Genomic DNA, 15,045 nt, shown 5'->3' with positions numbered 1-15,045 from the left:
CGTTGCCTACATGACCGCCTTCCTGCTCATCTGGAGCCCCAAGAAGTGGCCCTGGCCTGAACTGCCCGACTTCGCGCGCCGTGTGCGCGCCGGGGAAGCCGTCGCCGACACGTGGGGATGCGGCTTCGCGCGCGGCATCCTGCCGGGCGACCGGGTGTTCCTGCACCGCGTGGCTGCCGAGCCGCGCGGGCTGTTCGGATCCGGCTACGTCACGCGGGCGCCCTACGAGGTGCCGGACGCCGCATACAAGCGCGGCTACCGGCTGTGCATCGACTTCGTCTACGACTGGCTCGTCGATGCGGGCGAGGAAGTGGTCGTCGCGCGCGACGCGTTGCGCGTGCACCCGTTTTCGATCCAGACCTGGGACGCGCAGAGTTCGGGCACCGTCATCAAGCCGGCGGCCGAAGGCGCGCTGGAAAAGCGCTGGGCGGAGCTGACCGGGCGGCGGCCCATGCCGGCCCCGGCCGTCGCGGCCATGCAGGCATGGCACGACGACCTGCGCGACACGGCGCCGCACCTCGCGCCGCCAGCCCGCAAACGCCGGCAGTAGCAGGCAGGAAGGGGCCGCAAGCGCGCCGAATCCGGGCGAGCCGGGGACCGCCCGGCCGCCCCGGGGCGCCGGCCCGATCCGCGCGACTCCGGTACAATTTCGGGAGAACAGCCCCATCGCCCGCGCCCCTGCGGCGCCGCATGGGTCCGTACGCCGGCCCGTTTCGTCAGCGCCGCGCGCCACACCACTTTCGCAGGTCCAGCACTCATGTCCAACACCCAGTCCAGCACGCAGAACCGCAACGAAGCCCTCTTCGAACGCGCCCAGCGCACCATTCCGGGGGGCGTGAATTCGCCCGTGCGCGCGTTCCGCTCGGTCGGCGGCACGCCGCGCTTCATCGAGCGTGCGCAAGGGCCGTACTTCTGGGACGCCGAAGGCAAGCGCTATATCGACTACATCGGCTCGTGGGGCCCGATGATCGTCGGCCACGTGCATCCGGAAGTGCTCGACGCCGTGCAGCGCGTGCTCGCGAATGGCTTCTCGTTTGGCGCGCCCACCGAGGCCGAGATCGAGATCGCCGAGGAAATCTGCAAGATCGTTCCGTCGATGGAGCAGGTGCGCATGGTGTCGAGCGGCACCGAGGCGACCATGAGCGCGCTGCGTCTCGCGCGCGGCTTCACGAAGCGCGACCGCATCGTGAAGTTCGAAGGCTGCTACCACGGCCACGCCGACAGCCTGCTCGTGAAGGCCGGCTCGGGCCTGCTCACGTTCGGCAACCCGACCTCGGCGGGCGTGCCGGTGGACATCGCGAAGCACACCACGGTGCTCGAATACAACAACGTCGCGGCGCTCGAAGAAGCGTTCAAGGCGTTCGGCGACGAGATCGCCGCCGTGATCGTCGAACCGGTCGCGGGCAACATGAACCTCGTGAAGGCCACGCCCGAGTTCATCGGCGCATTGCGCAGCCTGACGGCGAAGCACGGCAGCGTGCTGATCTTCGACGAAGTGATGTGCGGCTTCCGCGTCGGCCTGCGCGGCGCGCAGGCGCTCTACGGCGTCGAGGCGGACATGGTGTGCCTCGGCAAGGTGATCGGCGGCGGCATGCCGGCGGCGGCCTTCGGCGGCCGTCGCGAGATCATGGATCACCTCGCGCCCAACGGCTCGGTCTATCAGGCAGGCACGCTCTCGGGCAACCCGATCGCGGTCGCGGCGGGCCTGAAGACGCTGCAGCTCATCCAGGCGCCCGGCTTCTACGAGCAGCTCACCGCGAAGACCGAACGTCTCGCGAAGGGGCTGTCGGCCGCGGCACGCGAAACGAACGTGCCGTTCGTGGCCGATTCGGTGGGCGGCATGTTCGGCCTCTATTTCGCGGACAAGGTGCCGGGCAGCTTCGCCGAGGTCACGAAGAGCGATATCGCGCGCTTCAACCGCTTCTTCCACCGCATGCTGGACGCGGGCGTCTACTTCGCGCCTTCGGCCTACGAGGCCGGTTTCGTCTCGAGCGCCCACGACGACGCGATCCTCGACGAAACGATCGCCGCGGCGCGCAGCGCATTCGCAGCGGAAGCCGCGGCTGAAAACGTCACGCAATAAGCCATCACGCCAACGACCGCCGGCGCGGCGCGCGCCTCGCCGGCCCCCCTCTGACCGCCGCCCGGGAGAAAGCCCGACGATGTTTTCGCAATCCGATTTCGTCCACATGGAGCGCGCGCTCGCGCTCGCTCAGCGCGGCCTGTACACGACCGACCCGAACCCGCGCGTCGGCTGCGTGCTGGTGAAGGACGGCGTGGTGATCGGCGAGGGCTTCACGCAGCCGACCGGCCAGGATCACGCCGAAATCCAGGCGATGAAGGACGCCCGCGCGCGCGGGCACGACCTGCGCGGCGCGACCGCGTATGTGACGCTCGAGCCGTGCAGCCACTTCGGCCGCACGCCGCCCTGCGCGAACGCGCTGATCGAAGCGAAGGTCGCGCGCGTGATTGCGGCGATGGAAGACCCGAACCCGCTGGTGTCGGGGCGCGGGCTTTCGATCTTGCGCGACGCCGGTATCGACGTGCGTTGCGGGCTGCTGGCCAACGAGGCGCGCGAGCTGAACATCGGCTTCGTTTCGCGCATGACGCGCAAGCGTCCGTGGGTGCGCATGAAGGTGGCCGCGTCGCTCGACGGCCGCACCGGCCTGCCCTCGGGCGAGAGCCAGTGGATCACGGGCGAAGCCGCGCGTGCCGACGGGCACGCCTGGCGCGCGCGCGCCTCGGCCATCCTCACGGGTATCGGCACGGTAAAGGAAGACGACCCGCGCATGACCGTGCGCGCCGTCGACACTCCGCGCCAGCCCAAACGCGTGCTGATCGACAGCCGCCTCGACGCCTCGCCGCTCGCACAGATTTTCGTGGGCGCGCCCACGCTCGTGTTCTGCGCGGCGCTCGACGCGAGCAACGAAGAACGCGCCGAAGCGCTGCGCGTGCGCGGCGCCGAAATCGTCGCGCTCGGCAACGAGCAGGGCAAGGTCGATCTGCCGGCCATGCTCACGGAGCTCGCGGCGCGCGGCGTGAACGAACTGCACGTGGAAGCGGGCTACAAGCTCAACGGCTCGCTCCTGCGCGAAGGCTGCGTCGACGAACTGCTCGTGTACGTGGCGCCGTCGCTGCTCGGCACCAACTCGCTCGGCATGATCGACATCGCCGCGCCCGCGACGCTCGACGAGCGCACGCGCCTCGCCTTTCATTCCGTCGATCGTCTCGGCAACGATCTGCGCATTCTTGCGCGCGTCGTCACGACGCAAGACGCCTGACCCTCACTGATGCACTGAACACAAGGAACAGCACGATGTTTACCGGAATCGTCGCGGCAGTGGGCCGCATCGAATCGATCAAGCCGCTCGGCACGGGCGCCGACGCAGGCGTGCGCCTCGCCGTCAACGCCGGCGGCCTGGGCCTCGACGACGTGCAGCTCGGCGACAGCATCGCGATCCAGGGCGCGTGCATGACCGTCATCGAAAAGTCGGCAACGGGCTTCGACGTCGACGTTTCGCGCGAAAGCCTGAACCGCACCGTGGGCCTCGCAGCGACCGGCGAAGTGAACCTCGAAAAGGCGCTGCGCGCGAACGACCGCCTGGGCGGCCACATCGTCTCGGGTCACGTGGACGGCCTCGGCACCGTCACGCGCTTCGCGCCCGTGGGCGAGTCGCACGAGCTGCGCATTCTCGCGCCGGCGGATATCGGCCGCTATCTCGCCTACAAGGGCTCGATCACCGTGAACGGCGTGAGCCTCACGGTCAACTCGGTCGACGACCGCGCCGACGGCTGCGAATTCTCGATCAACCTGATCCCCCACACCGTGGAAGTCACCACGCTCAAGCATCTTCAGGCCGGCACGAAGGTGAATCTCGAGATCGATCTGATTGCGCGCTATGTCGAGCGGATGCTCTCGGCCGAGAAGGCCGCCAATTCGGCCGCGCAGGACTAAAAGCCGCCGGGCCGGCGCCATGACGCCCCGGACGCGCGCAAGCACGCGCGCCGGGGCGCTGATACAATCTAGCCTTCCCTACGCGCTCGCCGCACGGCGTGCCGCGTTCCCATCACCCGAATCGAACCAGGAGGCCCAGTTGGCAACGATTGACACGAGCGCCGCCATGCCGATGGTCCGGGTGATGCTGCACGTTGCGTCGCGTCACGCAACCGTCCCGCTTCCAGCGCAGCCATAGCGCGTCCCGCGCGGCATGTTTTCAGACGCCGCGCCGTATTCTGCGAATTCGAGGTCAGGCCGTCCGGCAAACGATGCCCGGGCGTGCGAAGCCCGTTTTCCGTCTTAACGCTTCACGCTTCCTTCAGGAGAGTCTTCGGGCGTCACGTCCGAAGCATGCTGTCCATGACAGAGCTAAACAACAAACCCGAATCGGGCGGACAAACCTTCCGCAAGGTCCTCGGCTTCACCTTCCGGCACTGGGCGCGCCAACCGGTGCGCGTCACGGCCGTCGCGCTCGCCTCGCTGCTCGGCGCGCTCGCCGACGTGCTCACGCCGCACTACGCGGGACAGCTCGTCGACGCCCTCACGCATGGCGGCGCAGCCAGCAGCGCCGCCGCCTGGCATGCGGCGGTCGTCGCGTTCTGGGCGCTCACGGCGCTCGGGCTCGGCGGCACGATCATGCGCCAGGCCGCGTACCGCAACATCATCACGCTGACGCTGCGCATGATGAGCGAGATCGCCACGCAGGCCTTCCATCGCGTGCAGCGCTTCTCGACAGACTGGCACGCGAACAGCTTTGCCGGCTCAACGGTGCGCAAGGTCACGCGCGGCATGTGGGCGCTCGACCTGCTCAACGACACGCTGCTCGTCGCCCTGTTCCCGTCGCTCGTCATGCTGGTCGGCTCGACCATCCTGCTCGCGGTGCAGTGGCATGTGATGGGCCTCGTGGTCGGCCTCGGCTCGGCCGTGTATCTGGCGATCACGATCTCGCTTTCGCTCTTTTACGTCGCGCCCTCGGCCCGACTCGCGAACCAGTGGGATACGAAGATGGGCGGTGCGCTCGCCGACGCCATTTCGTGCAATGCCGTCGTCAAGGCGTTCGGCGCGGAAACGCGCGAAGAAGCGCGGCTCGCGCGCGTCGTCACGAAGTGGAGCAGCCGCACGCGGCGCACGTGGCAGCGCGGCACGCTCAACGGCGGCGTGCAGGGCGCGCTGCTCGTGGGCATGCAGGCGGCCATCCTCGGCGCGGCGCTGCTGCTCTGGGCGCGCGGTCTCGCAAGCGTCGGCGACATCACGTTCGCGCTCACGCTGTTCTTCCTGCTCAAGGGCTACCTGCGCGATGTCGGCATGCACGTGCGCAACCTGCAGCGCTCGGTCAACGACATGGAAGAGCTCGTCGCGCTCGACGCGGCGCCGCTCGGCATCGAGGACCAGCGTGATGCGCCGCCCATCGTGATCGATCAGGGCGATATCCGCTTCGAGAACATGACGTTCCGCTATGGCGACCACGCGCAAGGCCGGGCGCTCTACGAGAACCTCACGCTGCGTATCGCGCCGGGCGAGCGCGTGGGCCTCGTCGGCCATTCGGGCTCCGGCAAGACCACGCTGATCAAGCTGATCCAGCGCCTTTACGACGTGTCCGGCGGACGCATCACGATCGACGGCCAGGACATCGCGCGCGTGCAGCAGGCGTCGCTGCGCTCGCAGATCGCCATCGTGCAGCAGGAGCCGGTGCTGTTCCACCGCTCGCTTGCCGAGAACATCGCTTATGCCCGGCCCGGCGCCACGCACGCCGAAATCGAGCGCGCGGCGAAGCTTGCGAGCGCCCACGACTTCATCACGGCGCTGCCGCACGGCTACGACACGCTGGTGGGCGAGCGCGGCGTGAAGCTCTCGGGCGGCGAGCGCCAGCGCGTGGCAATCGCGCGCGCGTTCCTCGCGAATGCGCCGATCCTGATCTTCGACGAAGCGACCTCGAGCCTCGACAGCGAAAGCGAGGTGCTGATCCAGCAGGCCATGGAGCGGCTCATGGAAGGCCGCACGACCGTGGTCGTCGCGCACCGGCTCTCGACCGTGCGCGCGCTCGACCGGCTGCTGGTGCTCGAACGCGGACGCGTGGCGGAGGAAGGCACGCACGACGCACTCGTGCGCCGCGAAAACGGCCTGTATCGGCGCCTGTTCGAGCGCCAGGCGCTGGAACTGACGAAGGGACTCGCCGACGACGTGATCCTGCGCTGACGCCTCGCCCGTTCGCGCCCTCCCGCCGCAAGCCGGCTCAGGCGGGAGCCGCGCGCGCGTGCGGCGTGATGCGCGCGAGCACGGAAAATGAAGCACGAATAGTAACGTTTCACGTGAATGACGTATGGCGTTACTAGCGTGAAACAGGTGCGATTCGCGCCTTCCCGCGTTCTGGGCGACGCGCCCGCCCGCGTGGCGTAAAATGTGGCCTTTCCAGCCAGAATCCCAACATGACGCTCGCCTCCACCCCTGAGATCATCGCCGAGCTCAAAGCCGGCAAGATGGTCATCCTCGTCGACGAAGAAGACCGGGAAAACGAGGGCGACCTCGTCATCGCTGCGGAGTTCGTCACGCCTGAAGCCATCAACTTCATGGCGAAGTACGGCCGCGGGCTGATCTGCCTCACGCTCACCCAGGAGCGCTGCAAGCTGCTCAACCTGCCGCTCATGACCTACCGCAACGGCACGCAGTACGGCACGGCGTTCACGGTCAGCATCGAGGCCGCCGAAGGCGTCACGACCGGCATTTCCGCGGCCGACCGCGCCCGCACGATCCAGGCGGCCGTCGCGCACGACGCGCGCGCCGAGCACATCGTGCAGCCCGGCCACGTGTTCCCGATCATGGCGCAGCCAGGCGGCGTGCTCGTGCGTGCGGGCCACACCGAAGCGGGCTGCGACTTCACGGCGCTTGCCGGCCTCACGCCGGCCTCGGTGATCTGCGAGGTCATCAAGGACGACGGCACGATGGCGCGCCTGCCCGACCTCATGGAGTTCGCGCAGGAGCACGGCCTGAAGGTCGGCACCATCGCGGACCTGATCCACTATCGCAGCCGCACCGAATCGATCGTCGAGCGCGTGGCCGAGCGCATCATGCAAACCGCGCACGGCCCGTTCCGCGCGGTCATGTACGTCGACCAGCCCACGCGCACGCCGCACATCGCCCTCGTGCGCGGCACGCCGCAGCCCGGCGTCGATACGCCCGTGCGCGTGCACGAGCCGCTCTCGGTGCTCGATCTGCTCGAAACGGGCTCGTCCACGCACTCGTGGACGCTCGACGCCGCCATGCGCGAGATCGCCTCGCGCGACGTGGGCGTGATCGTCATGCTCAACTGCGGCGAACCCAAGGAACACCTGATCGACGTCTTCAAGGCGTTCGACCAGAAAGAGCGCGCGGAGGCGCTCGCACGCCGGCCCGTGGACTTCAAGACCTACGGCATCGGCGCGCAGATCCTGCGCGAACTCGGCGTGGGCCGCATGCAGGTGCTCTCGAAGCCGCGCCGCCTCGGCAGCATGTCGGGCTACGGTCTCGAGGTCACCGGCTTCGTGCCGATGCCCGGCGGCAACGCGCAAGCGCCCTGCCCGCCGGATGCCGCTGACCCTGCCTCGTCGCGCGCCTGAAGTCGCATCGCGCTCTTTTCACGCGTACTACGCTCAACCGAACTTACGGACACCACATGGAAATCGGACAATACCAACCGAACCTCGACGGCGACGGACTGCGCATCGGCATCGTCCAGTCGCGCTTTAACGAACCCGTCTGCAACGGCCTCGCCGACGCCTGCATCGAAGAACTCGAACGCCTCGGCGTGACGGGCGAAGACGTGCTGCTCGTCACCGTGCCGGGCGCACTCGAAATCCCGCTGGCGCTGCAAAAGCTCGCCGAAAGCGGCCAGTTCGACGCCCTGATCGCGCTCGGCGCGGTCGTGCGCGGCGAGACGTACCACTTCGAGCTCGTCTCGAACGAGAGCGGCGCGGGCATCTCGCGCGTCTCGCTCGACTTCAACGTGCCGATCGCGAACGCCGTGCTCACCACCGAGAACGACGAGCAGGCCGTGGCCCGCATGACCGAGAAGGGTCGTGACGCCGCGCGTGTCGCCGTGGAAATGGCGAACCTGACGGTGGCGTTGGAGCAGCTCGACGGCGGCGACGACGACGAAGAAGACGAGGAAGACGAAGAGGAACAGCAATGAAGAGCGCGCGCCGCCGCTCCCGCGAACTGGCCACGCAGGGGTTGTATCAGTGGCTGCTGTCGGGTGTGCCCGCCGGCGAGATCGACGCGCAGCTGCGCGGTTCGCAGGGCTACGACAAGGCCGATCACGAGCATCTGGACGCGATCCTGCACGGCGTCATCCGCGAGTCGGACGAACTGTCCGCCGCCATCACGCCGTGTCTCGACCGTCCGATCGAGCAGCTTTCGCCCGTCGAACGCGCGGTGCTGCTCGTCGCGACCTACGAGTTCAAGCATCACGTCGACATTCCGTACCGCGTCGTGATCAACGAGGCGGTCGAGCTCACCAAGACCTTCGGCGGCTCGGACGGCTACAAGTACGTGAACGGCGTGCTCGACAAGCTCGCGGCGCAACTGCGCGCCACCGAAGCGCAAAACGCCCGCAAGTCGTAAGAACGCGATCCGCCGGGGCAAGCGGGTGCGCCTGAGCGCCCGGCCCCGCGCGCCGCGTGATCTGTCAGTACTGGAAAGACCCGCATGAACACCGTTGCCGAACCGCTGCTGCGGCTAGCCGCGCGCGTCGACGAGATCCAGCCTTTCTACGTCATGGAACTGGCGAAGGAAGCCGCGAAGCTCGAACGCGCTGGGCGCGACATCATCCACATGGGTATCGGCGAGCCGGATTTCACGGCGCCCGAGCCCGTAGTCGAGGCGGCCGCCGCCGCGCTGCGCCGCGGCGTCACGCAATACACGAGCGCGCTCGGCATCCACGCGCTGCGCGAGGCGATCGCCGCGCACTACCAGCACGCGTACGGCCTCACGGTCGACCCCGCGCGCATCGTCGTGACGGCCGGTGCCTCGGCGGCGCTCCTGCTCGCCTGCACCGCGCTCGTCGACCGCGACGACGAAGTGCTGATGCCCGACCCCTGCTATCCGTGCAACCGCCACTTCGTGGCCGCCGCGGAAGGCAAGCCGGTGCTCGTGCCGAGCGGCCCGGAAGCACGCTTCCAGCTGACCGCCGCCGATGTCGAGCGCCTGTGGTCGCCGCGCACGCGCGGCGTGCTGCTCGCCTCGCCGTCGAACCCCACCGGCACCTCGATCGAGCCCGACGAACTCAAGCGCATCGTGCAAAGCGTGCGTGCGCGCGGCGGCTTCACGATCGTCGACGAAATCTATCAAGGCCTGTCGTACGACACGCCGCCCGTCTCCGCGCTGTCGTTCGGCGACGACGTGGTGACCGTCAACAGTTTCTCGAAGTACTTCAACATGACCGGCTGGCGTCTGGGCTGGCTCGTGGTGCCGCCCTCGCTGGTCGGCGCATTCGAAAAGCTCGCGCAGAACCTGTTCATCTGCGCCTCGGCGCTCGCGCAGCATGCCGCGCTCGCCTGCTTCGAGCCGGACACGCTGAAGCTCTACGAAGGCCGCCGGCTCGAATTCAAGCGCCGTCGCGACTTCATCGCGCCGGCGCTCGAGTCGCTCGGCTTCACGGTGCCCGTGATGCCCGACGGCGCGTTCTACGTCTACGCCGACTGCTCGAACGTCGCGCATCCCGCCGCCGGCGACAGCGACGCGCTCACCCGCGCGATGCTGCACGACGCGGGCACGGTGATGGTACCAGGCATGGACTTCGGCGTCGCCGCGCCGCACCGGTACGTGCGGCTCTCATATGCCACGGCGTACGAGCGCCTCGAGGAAGCGGTCGAGCGGCTGCATACGTTCTTCGGACGGTGATCCACTGGTGGTCGAGAAATGGAAAAAGGCACCCGCGGGTGCCTTTTTTGTTTGCTCCAGTCGTTCAGCCAGAGACTCAGGCACCCAGTTCGGACGAAGCGTGCTTCTGGGCCGTCGAGCTGGTGCTGGCATCGTCCTGAGCGGAGCCGCTGTTCGCGGACGACGATTTCTCGACGATCGCGTGGGCGTTGTCGAGCGTCACGTGCACGCGCTTCTCGCCGTTGATGCTCGCCACCTTCTGCGACGCGGACGTGCTGGCCGTGGTGGTGACGGGCGCTTGCGGCGCGTTGATCGGCACGTTGCGGCCGCGTGCGACGTCGCGCAGACGCCCGCGTTCGGCCATTACCTTGGCGCCGTAGCCGCCGTCGTCGGGCGAGGTCGAACCGACGTAGAGACGCAGGCCGCCCGGCAGCGAACCGCCGCGCGCGATGCAATCCTTGAGCACCAGCGCGCCGACCTTGATGTTGGCGAGCGGATCGAGCGCCGCGCGCTGGCCGCCGAAATACTGGAACTTGTCCGAGTGCACCTTCGACATGACCTGCATGAGGCCCTGCGCGCCCACGCCACTTTCGGCGTACGGGTTGAAGCCCGATTCGATCGCCATCACGGCGAGCAGCAGCAGCGGATCGAGCCCCACTTCGCGGCCGGTGTCGAACGCCGCTTTCACGAGTTCGCCGACCGGCTCCTGCGCCACCCGGTAGCGGCGCGCCAGATAGGTAGCGACGAGCGCCTGCTCGCGCGCCGAAACGAGCGCGCGGTCGTCGCGTGCGTCGGGCGTGATGCGCTGGGGCGGAATCATGCGCGCGAGCGAGCCGACGCTGGTCGGCAGCGCGCGCGGATCGAGGCCGTTGAGTGTGACGGCGTCGAGCGTGGCGATGCCGCCGTTCGACACCGAGGTCGCGACCTTCGCGACCGTGCCGTTGGAGCCCGCGGGCGAGATGCCCGTGGCGACGGCGGCGGCAGTCACACCGGCAGCACCGGCATCGGGCGCGAGCGCCGTGGGCAGCATCGCGCCGTCGGCGTTGTCGTCGTTGTTCGTCGTCACGCCGGGGGGCGCGAACGAGGGCAGCGGGTTGCCCTGCAGCAGACGTGCAGGCCCGGCCTGCACCGCCGCCGAGACGAACGGCATCACGCGTGCAGCGAGCGTGATGCGCCACGTGGGCAGCAGCCAGACGGCAACCGCGAGCAGAACGGCACAGCCGCCAACAATGCTGAACAGGTGGTGGCTCAGGCGCGTGCCAAGACGCAGCAACGCGCGCAAGCCGGGAGCTCCACGCTCGTCGGCGCGCCACCACGATAACCAGGTATTCATCTACAGATCTCCCCATGTTGCATGATCCGGCTCAGGGGTCGGCACGAGGCAGACAGCCAATCGCAGGATCAAGACATCGCGCGCCCTGGCTGGTGCGGCAGCGATGTCGGGAAAACGGCAAGTTCGCCGTGGGTGGAACTCCTTTTGGGCAACCAGGCACGCAATGTGCGCGCGCCGGGAGTTCTCACGCGAAAAGCCAGCGCGAAGGGGCGCTGACGAGGACAACCAATCTAGACCGTATGCAAGCCGTGCAGGGGTTCGGCAAAACGGCGACGCGTTGCGTCTGAAGGGCCGGGAAGGTGGTTAAAAATTTCAAACCCTGCAACCAGTGTGGACGGATTCTAGCAGCCTGTTATAGATCGTCAATACTATAGAATGTCAAATCTATAACTAATTGTAATGATGAACACCGTTCAATCGGCCGGAAACCGCGCGCCAAGTGCCTCTGCGGCTTGTTATGCGGATTGGTTACCAGCGTGTGCCAGCCAACACAGGTAAAATCGACAATCGTTACGCCGCGTTTCGTCCGCCTTCAAGCCCGGCCGCGGACTGCAGCCGCCCTGCAACCATTGCACAGCCGCCCAATCCGGCCCCGAACGGGCCCCGCGAGCCGGCCTGCGGGTTGCCCACCGAGTTGCCCAAGACTGGCCCCCAATGAAATACAAAGACCTGCGCGACTTCGTTGGTCGCCTGGAGACGCTCGGCGAATTGCGCCGCGTCCCGCAAGCTGTCTCTCCGGTGCTGGAAATGACCGAACTGTGCGACCGCGTCCTGCGCGCCGGCGGCCCGGCCCTGCTCTTTGAGAACCGTTCGACGCACGCGTTCCCGGTGCTCGGCAATCTGTTCGGCACGCCCCGGCGCGTCGCGCTCGGCATGGGCATCGACGCGCCGGAAAGCGGCGGTGACGGCGCGGCGCTCGAGTCGCTGCGCGACGTGGGGCGTCTGCTCTCGGCGCTCAAGGAGCCCGAGCCGCCGCGCGGCCTGAAAGACGCGGGCAAGCTCCTCACGCTCGCCAAGGCCGTCTGGGACATGGCGCCGAAGACCGTGAGCGCGCCGCCCTGCCAGGAGATCGTCTGGGAAGGCAACGACGTCGATCTCGCGAAGCTGCCGATCCAGACCTGCTGGCCCGGCGACGCCGGCCCGCTCGTCACCTGGGGCCTCACCGTCACGCGCGGTCCCAACAAGACGCGCCAGAATCTCGGCATCTACCGCCAGCAGCTAATCGGCCGCAACAAGCTCATCATGCGCTGGCTCGCGCATCGCGGCGGCGCGCTCGACTTCCGCGAGTTCGCGCTGAAGAACCCCGGCAAGCCGTACCCGGTGGCGGTCGTGCTCGGCGCCGACCCGGCGACGATCCTCGGCGCCGTCACGCCGGTGCCCGACACGCTCTCCGAATACCAGTTCGCGGGCCTGTTGCGCGGCGCCCGCACCGAGCTCGCGAAGTGCGTGACGCCCGGCGTCGACACGCTGCAGGTGCCCGCGCGCGCCGAGATCGTGCTCGAGGGCTTCATCTACCCGCAGGCGGGCGAGCCCGGCCCGGCGCCCGCGGGCGCGCCGCCCCGCCCCGCCAAAGGCGCGAGCGCCGCGTACGAACACGCGCTCGAAGGCCCCTACGGCGACCACACGGGCTACTACAACGAACAGGAGTGGTTCCCCGTCTTCACGGTCGAGCGCATCACCATGCGCCGCGATGCGATCTACCATTCGACATACACGGGCAAGCCGCCGGACGAGCCCGCGGTGCTCGGCGTGGCGCTCAACGAAGTGTTCGTGCCGCTCCTGCAGAAGCAGTTTGCCGAGATCACCGACTTCTATCTGCCGCCCGAAGGGTGCAGCTATCGCATGGCGATCGTGCAGATGAAGAAGAGCTATCCCGGGCACGCAAAACGCGTGATGTTCGGGGTATGGAGCTTCCTGCGCCAGTTCATGTATACAAAGTTCATTGTCGTGGTCGACGATGACGTGGACATCCGCGACTGGAAGGAGGTGATCTGGGCGATCACCACACGTATCGATCCGGCGCGCGACACCGTGCTAGTCGAGAACACGCCGATCGACTATCTCGACTTCGCTTCGCCGGTGGCCGGCCTTGGCTCGAAAATGGGGCTCGACGCCACCAACAAGTGGCCCGGCGAGACGGACCGCGAATGGGGCCGCGCAATCGAGATGGACGCCGACGTGAAGACGCGCGTCGACCGTCTCTACGACGAGCTCGGCTTCAGCCGCAGCTAACGCGATCCGACGCAGTGCCCTCGGGCGCCACGCCGGCCGATTCATACGCGACGCCTGTTCGCGACGCCGCGCTTACCGCGTCACGCCTCGTGCATGGCATGGGCCGCGGCGCCAGTGAACCTGAGGAGATTCGAGGATGATGCCCGCATCGGAGCGCCTGACGCAACTGAACGACCCCGCCCTCTTCAAGACCCGCGCGTACATCGACGGCGAATGGAGCGGCGGTGCGGCCACGTTCGCCGTGCTCGACCCCGCCGACAACGCAGAGATCGCGAGCGTGCCCGACTTCGGCGCCGACGAGGCGCATCGCGCAATCGCCGCCGCGAACGCCGCCCTGCCCGCGTGGCGTGCGAAGACGGGCAAGGAGCGCGCCGCCATCCTGCGGCGCTGGTTCGACCTCGTGATCGAACACGCCGACGACCTCGCCGCAATCATGACCGCCGAGCAAGGCAAGCCGCTCGCCGAGGCGCGCGGCGAAGTGATCTATGGCGCGTCTTTCCTGGAATGGTTTGCCGAAGAAGCCAAGCGGGTGAACGGCGACGTGCTCGCGAGCCCCGCCAGCGACCGCAAGCTCGTCGTGCTCAAGCAGCCGATCGGCGTGTGCGCCTCGATCACCCCCTGGAACTTCCCGATCGCGATGATCACGCGCAAGGTCGCGCCGGCCATCGCCGCGGGCTGCACGATCGTCGTGAAGCCCGCCGAGCAGACGCCGCTTTGCGCGCTCGCGCTCGCCGAACTGGCGCAGCGCGCGGGCGTGCCCAAGGGCGTGTTCAACGTACTCACCGCCGACTCCGCTAACTCCATCGCCATCGGCAAGGCGCTGTGCGAGAGCGACATCGTGCGCCATCTCTCGTTCACGGGATCGACGCCGGTGGGGCGCATCCTCATGCAGCAGTGCGCACCGACGGTCAAGAAACTCGCCCTCGAACTCGGCGGCCACGCTCCCTTCATCGTGTTCGACGACGCCGACCTCGACGCCGCCGTGGAAGGCGCGATGATCTCGAAGTATCGCAACGCGGGCCAGACCTGCGTCTGCACGAACCGCTTCTATGTGCACGACAAGGTGTACGACGCTTTCGTCGGGAAGCTCGCCGCCGCCTCACGCAAGATCAAGGTGGGCAACGGCTTCGAAGATGGCGTGAACCAGGGGCCGTTGATCGACGACGCGGCCGTCGCCAAGGTCGAGCAGCACATCAGCGACGCGACCGCCCAGGGCGCGAAGGTCGTGGCGGGCGGCAAGGTCAGTTCGGGGCGCTACGTCGAGCCCACCGTGCTCGCCGACGTCACGCGCGACATGCTGATCGCGCGCGAGGAAACCTTCGGGCCGGTCGCGGCGGTGTTCCGCTTCAGCGACGAAGCCGAAGTCGTCGGCCTCGCCAACGACACCGAATTCGGCCTCGCCTCGTACTTCTACAGCCGCGACATCGGCCGCGTCTGGCGCGTGGCGGAAGCGCTCGAGTACGGCATGGTCGGGATCAACACCGGACTCATCTCGAACGAGGTCGCGCCGTTCGGCGGCGTGAAGCAGTCGGGCCTCGGGCGCGAAGGCTCGAAGTACGGCATCGACGAATATGTCGAACTGAAGTATCTGTGCATCGGCGTTTGAAGCACGCTTGAACCGCTTGCGCCC

The 15,045-nt window shown here is 67.9% G+C and carries 12 protein-coding genes; 11 read left to right on the top strand and 1 reads right to left on the bottom strand.

Features of this window, described 5'->3' with window-relative positions; all coding sequences use genetic code 11:
• Window positions 1–10 precede the first annotated feature (10 nt).
• From AB4Y42_RS10590 to AB4Y42_RS10550, 9 genes are all read left to right on the top strand, one after another.
• A complete protein-coding gene (locus AB4Y42_RS10590) occupies window positions 11–550 on the top strand; it encodes a hypothetical protein (RefSeq protein ID WP_368687717.1) in 540 nt (179 codons plus the stop codon).
• 207 nt (window positions 551–757) lie between these two features.
• Window positions 758–2,083, top strand: a complete 1,326-nt coding sequence (gene hemL / locus AB4Y42_RS10585) for a glutamate-1-semialdehyde 2,1-aminomutase (RefSeq protein WP_368687716.1) — start codon at window positions 758–760, stop codon at window positions 2,081–2,083.
• Between the two features lie 79 nt (window positions 2,084–2,162).
• Complete coding sequence (ribD, locus tag AB4Y42_RS10580; protein WP_368694127.1) at window positions 2,163–3,281, top strand: bifunctional diaminohydroxyphosphoribosylaminopyrimidine deaminase/5-amino-6-(5-phosphoribosylamino)uracil reductase RibD; 1,119 nt, start codon at window positions 2,163–2,165, stop codon at window positions 3,279–3,281.
• A gap of 35 nt (window positions 3,282–3,316) precedes the next feature.
• A complete protein-coding gene (locus AB4Y42_RS10575) occupies window positions 3,317–3,955 on the top strand; it encodes a riboflavin synthase (protein ID WP_368694126.1) in 639 nt (212 codons plus the stop codon).
• A gap of 402 nt (window positions 3,956–4,357) precedes the next feature.
• A complete protein-coding gene (locus AB4Y42_RS10570) occupies window positions 4,358–6,193 on the top strand; it encodes an ABC transporter ATP-binding protein (RefSeq protein WP_368694125.1) in 1,836 nt (611 codons plus the stop codon).
• 230 nt (window positions 6,194–6,423) lie between these two features.
• On the top strand, window positions 6,424–7,590 hold the full coding sequence (gene ribBA / locus AB4Y42_RS10565) for a bifunctional 3,4-dihydroxy-2-butanone-4-phosphate synthase/GTP cyclohydrolase II (RefSeq protein ID WP_368687713.1): 1,167 nt from the start codon (window positions 6,424–6,426) through the stop codon (window positions 7,588–7,590).
• A 56-nt stretch (window positions 7,591–7,646) separates the two neighbouring features.
• Window positions 7,647–8,162 (top strand): 6,7-dimethyl-8-ribityllumazine synthase, encoded by a 516-nt coding sequence (gene ribH, locus AB4Y42_RS10560; protein ID WP_028211567.1) that lies wholly within the window; start codon window positions 7,647–7,649, stop codon window positions 8,160–8,162.
• Window positions 8,159–8,593 carry a transcription antitermination factor NusB gene (gene nusB / locus AB4Y42_RS10555; protein WP_042260852.1) on the top strand — a complete coding sequence of 145 codons (435 nt, stop codon included), beginning with the start codon at window positions 8,159–8,161 and terminating at the stop codon, window positions 8,591–8,593. Before ribH ends, nusB begins: the two co-directional genes overlap by 4 nt.
• 84 nt (window positions 8,594–8,677) lie before the next feature.
• Window positions 8,678–9,871 carry a pyridoxal phosphate-dependent aminotransferase gene (locus tag AB4Y42_RS10550; protein ID WP_368694124.1) on the top strand — a complete coding sequence of 398 codons (1,194 nt, stop codon included), beginning with the start codon at window positions 8,678–8,680 and terminating at the stop codon, window positions 9,869–9,871.
• 76 nt (window positions 9,872–9,947) lie between these two features.
• On the opposite strand, the gene AB4Y42_RS10545 is transcribed toward AB4Y42_RS10550, so the two are convergent.
• Window positions 9,948–11,183, bottom strand: a complete 1,236-nt coding sequence (locus AB4Y42_RS10545; RefSeq protein ID WP_368694123.1) for a transglycosylase SLT domain-containing protein — start codon at window positions 11,181–11,183, stop codon at window positions 9,948–9,950.
• A gap of 654 nt (window positions 11,184–11,837) precedes the next feature.
• On the opposite strand from AB4Y42_RS10545, the gene AB4Y42_RS10540 reads away from it, so the two are divergent.
• Together AB4Y42_RS10540 and AB4Y42_RS10535 are read left to right on the top strand one after the other, a co-directional pair.
• Window positions 11,838–13,415, top strand: a complete 1,578-nt coding sequence (locus tag AB4Y42_RS10540; RefSeq protein ID WP_368694122.1) for a UbiD family decarboxylase — start codon at window positions 11,838–11,840, stop codon at window positions 13,413–13,415.
• Window positions 13,416–13,551: 136 nt separating this feature from the next.
• Window positions 13,552–15,021, top strand: a complete 1,470-nt coding sequence (locus AB4Y42_RS10535) for an NAD-dependent succinate-semialdehyde dehydrogenase (protein WP_368687709.1) — start codon at window positions 13,552–13,554, stop codon at window positions 15,019–15,021.
• Window positions 15,022–15,045: the final 24 nt, after the last annotated feature.

Source organism: Paraburkholderia sp. EG286B (assembly GCF_040965655.1).
Lineage (GTDB): Bacteria > Pseudomonadota > Gammaproteobacteria > Burkholderiales > Burkholderiaceae > Paraburkholderia.
The sequence above is the reverse complement of the archived record's forward strand: the minus strand, read 5'-3'. Positions and strand labels throughout refer to the sequence as shown.

Bases quoted from the DNA above. Each gene is read 5' to 3' on its own strand.
- AB4Y42_RS10590 (WP_368687717.1), top strand. From the start codon at position 11: ATGACCGCCTTCCTGCTCATCTGGAGCCCCAAGAAGTGGCCCTGGCCT.
- hemL (WP_368687716.1), top strand. From the start codon at position 758: ATGTCCAACACCCAGTCCAGCACGCAGAACCGCAACGAAGCCCTCTTC.
- ribD (WP_368694127.1), top strand. From the start codon at position 2,163: ATGTTTTCGCAATCCGATTTCGTCCACATGGAGCGCGCGCTCGCGCTC.
- AB4Y42_RS10575 (WP_368694126.1), top strand. From the start codon at position 3,317: ATGTTTACCGGAATCGTCGCGGCAGTGGGCCGCATCGAATCGATCAAG.
- AB4Y42_RS10570 (WP_368694125.1), top strand. From the start codon at position 4,358: ATGACAGAGCTAAACAACAAACCCGAATCGGGCGGACAAACCTTCCGC.
- ribBA (WP_368687713.1), top strand. From the start codon at position 6,424: ATGACGCTCGCCTCCACCCCTGAGATCATCGCCGAGCTCAAAGCCGGC.
- ribH (WP_028211567.1), top strand. From the start codon at position 7,647: ATGGAAATCGGACAATACCAACCGAACCTCGACGGCGACGGACTGCGC.
- nusB (WP_042260852.1), top strand. From the start codon at position 8,159: ATGAAGAGCGCGCGCCGCCGCTCCCGCGAACTGGCCACGCAGGGGTTG.
- AB4Y42_RS10550 (WP_368694124.1), top strand. From the start codon at position 8,678: ATGAACACCGTTGCCGAACCGCTGCTGCGGCTAGCCGCGCGCGTCGAC.
- AB4Y42_RS10545 (WP_368694123.1), bottom strand. From the start codon at position 11,183: ATGAATACCTGGTTATCGTGGTGGCGCGCCGACGAGCGTGGAGCTCCC.
- AB4Y42_RS10540 (WP_368694122.1), top strand. From the start codon at position 11,838: ATGAAATACAAAGACCTGCGCGACTTCGTTGGTCGCCTGGAGACGCTC.
- AB4Y42_RS10535 (WP_368687709.1), top strand. From the start codon at position 13,552: ATGATGCCCGCATCGGAGCGCCTGACGCAACTGAACGACCCCGCCCTC.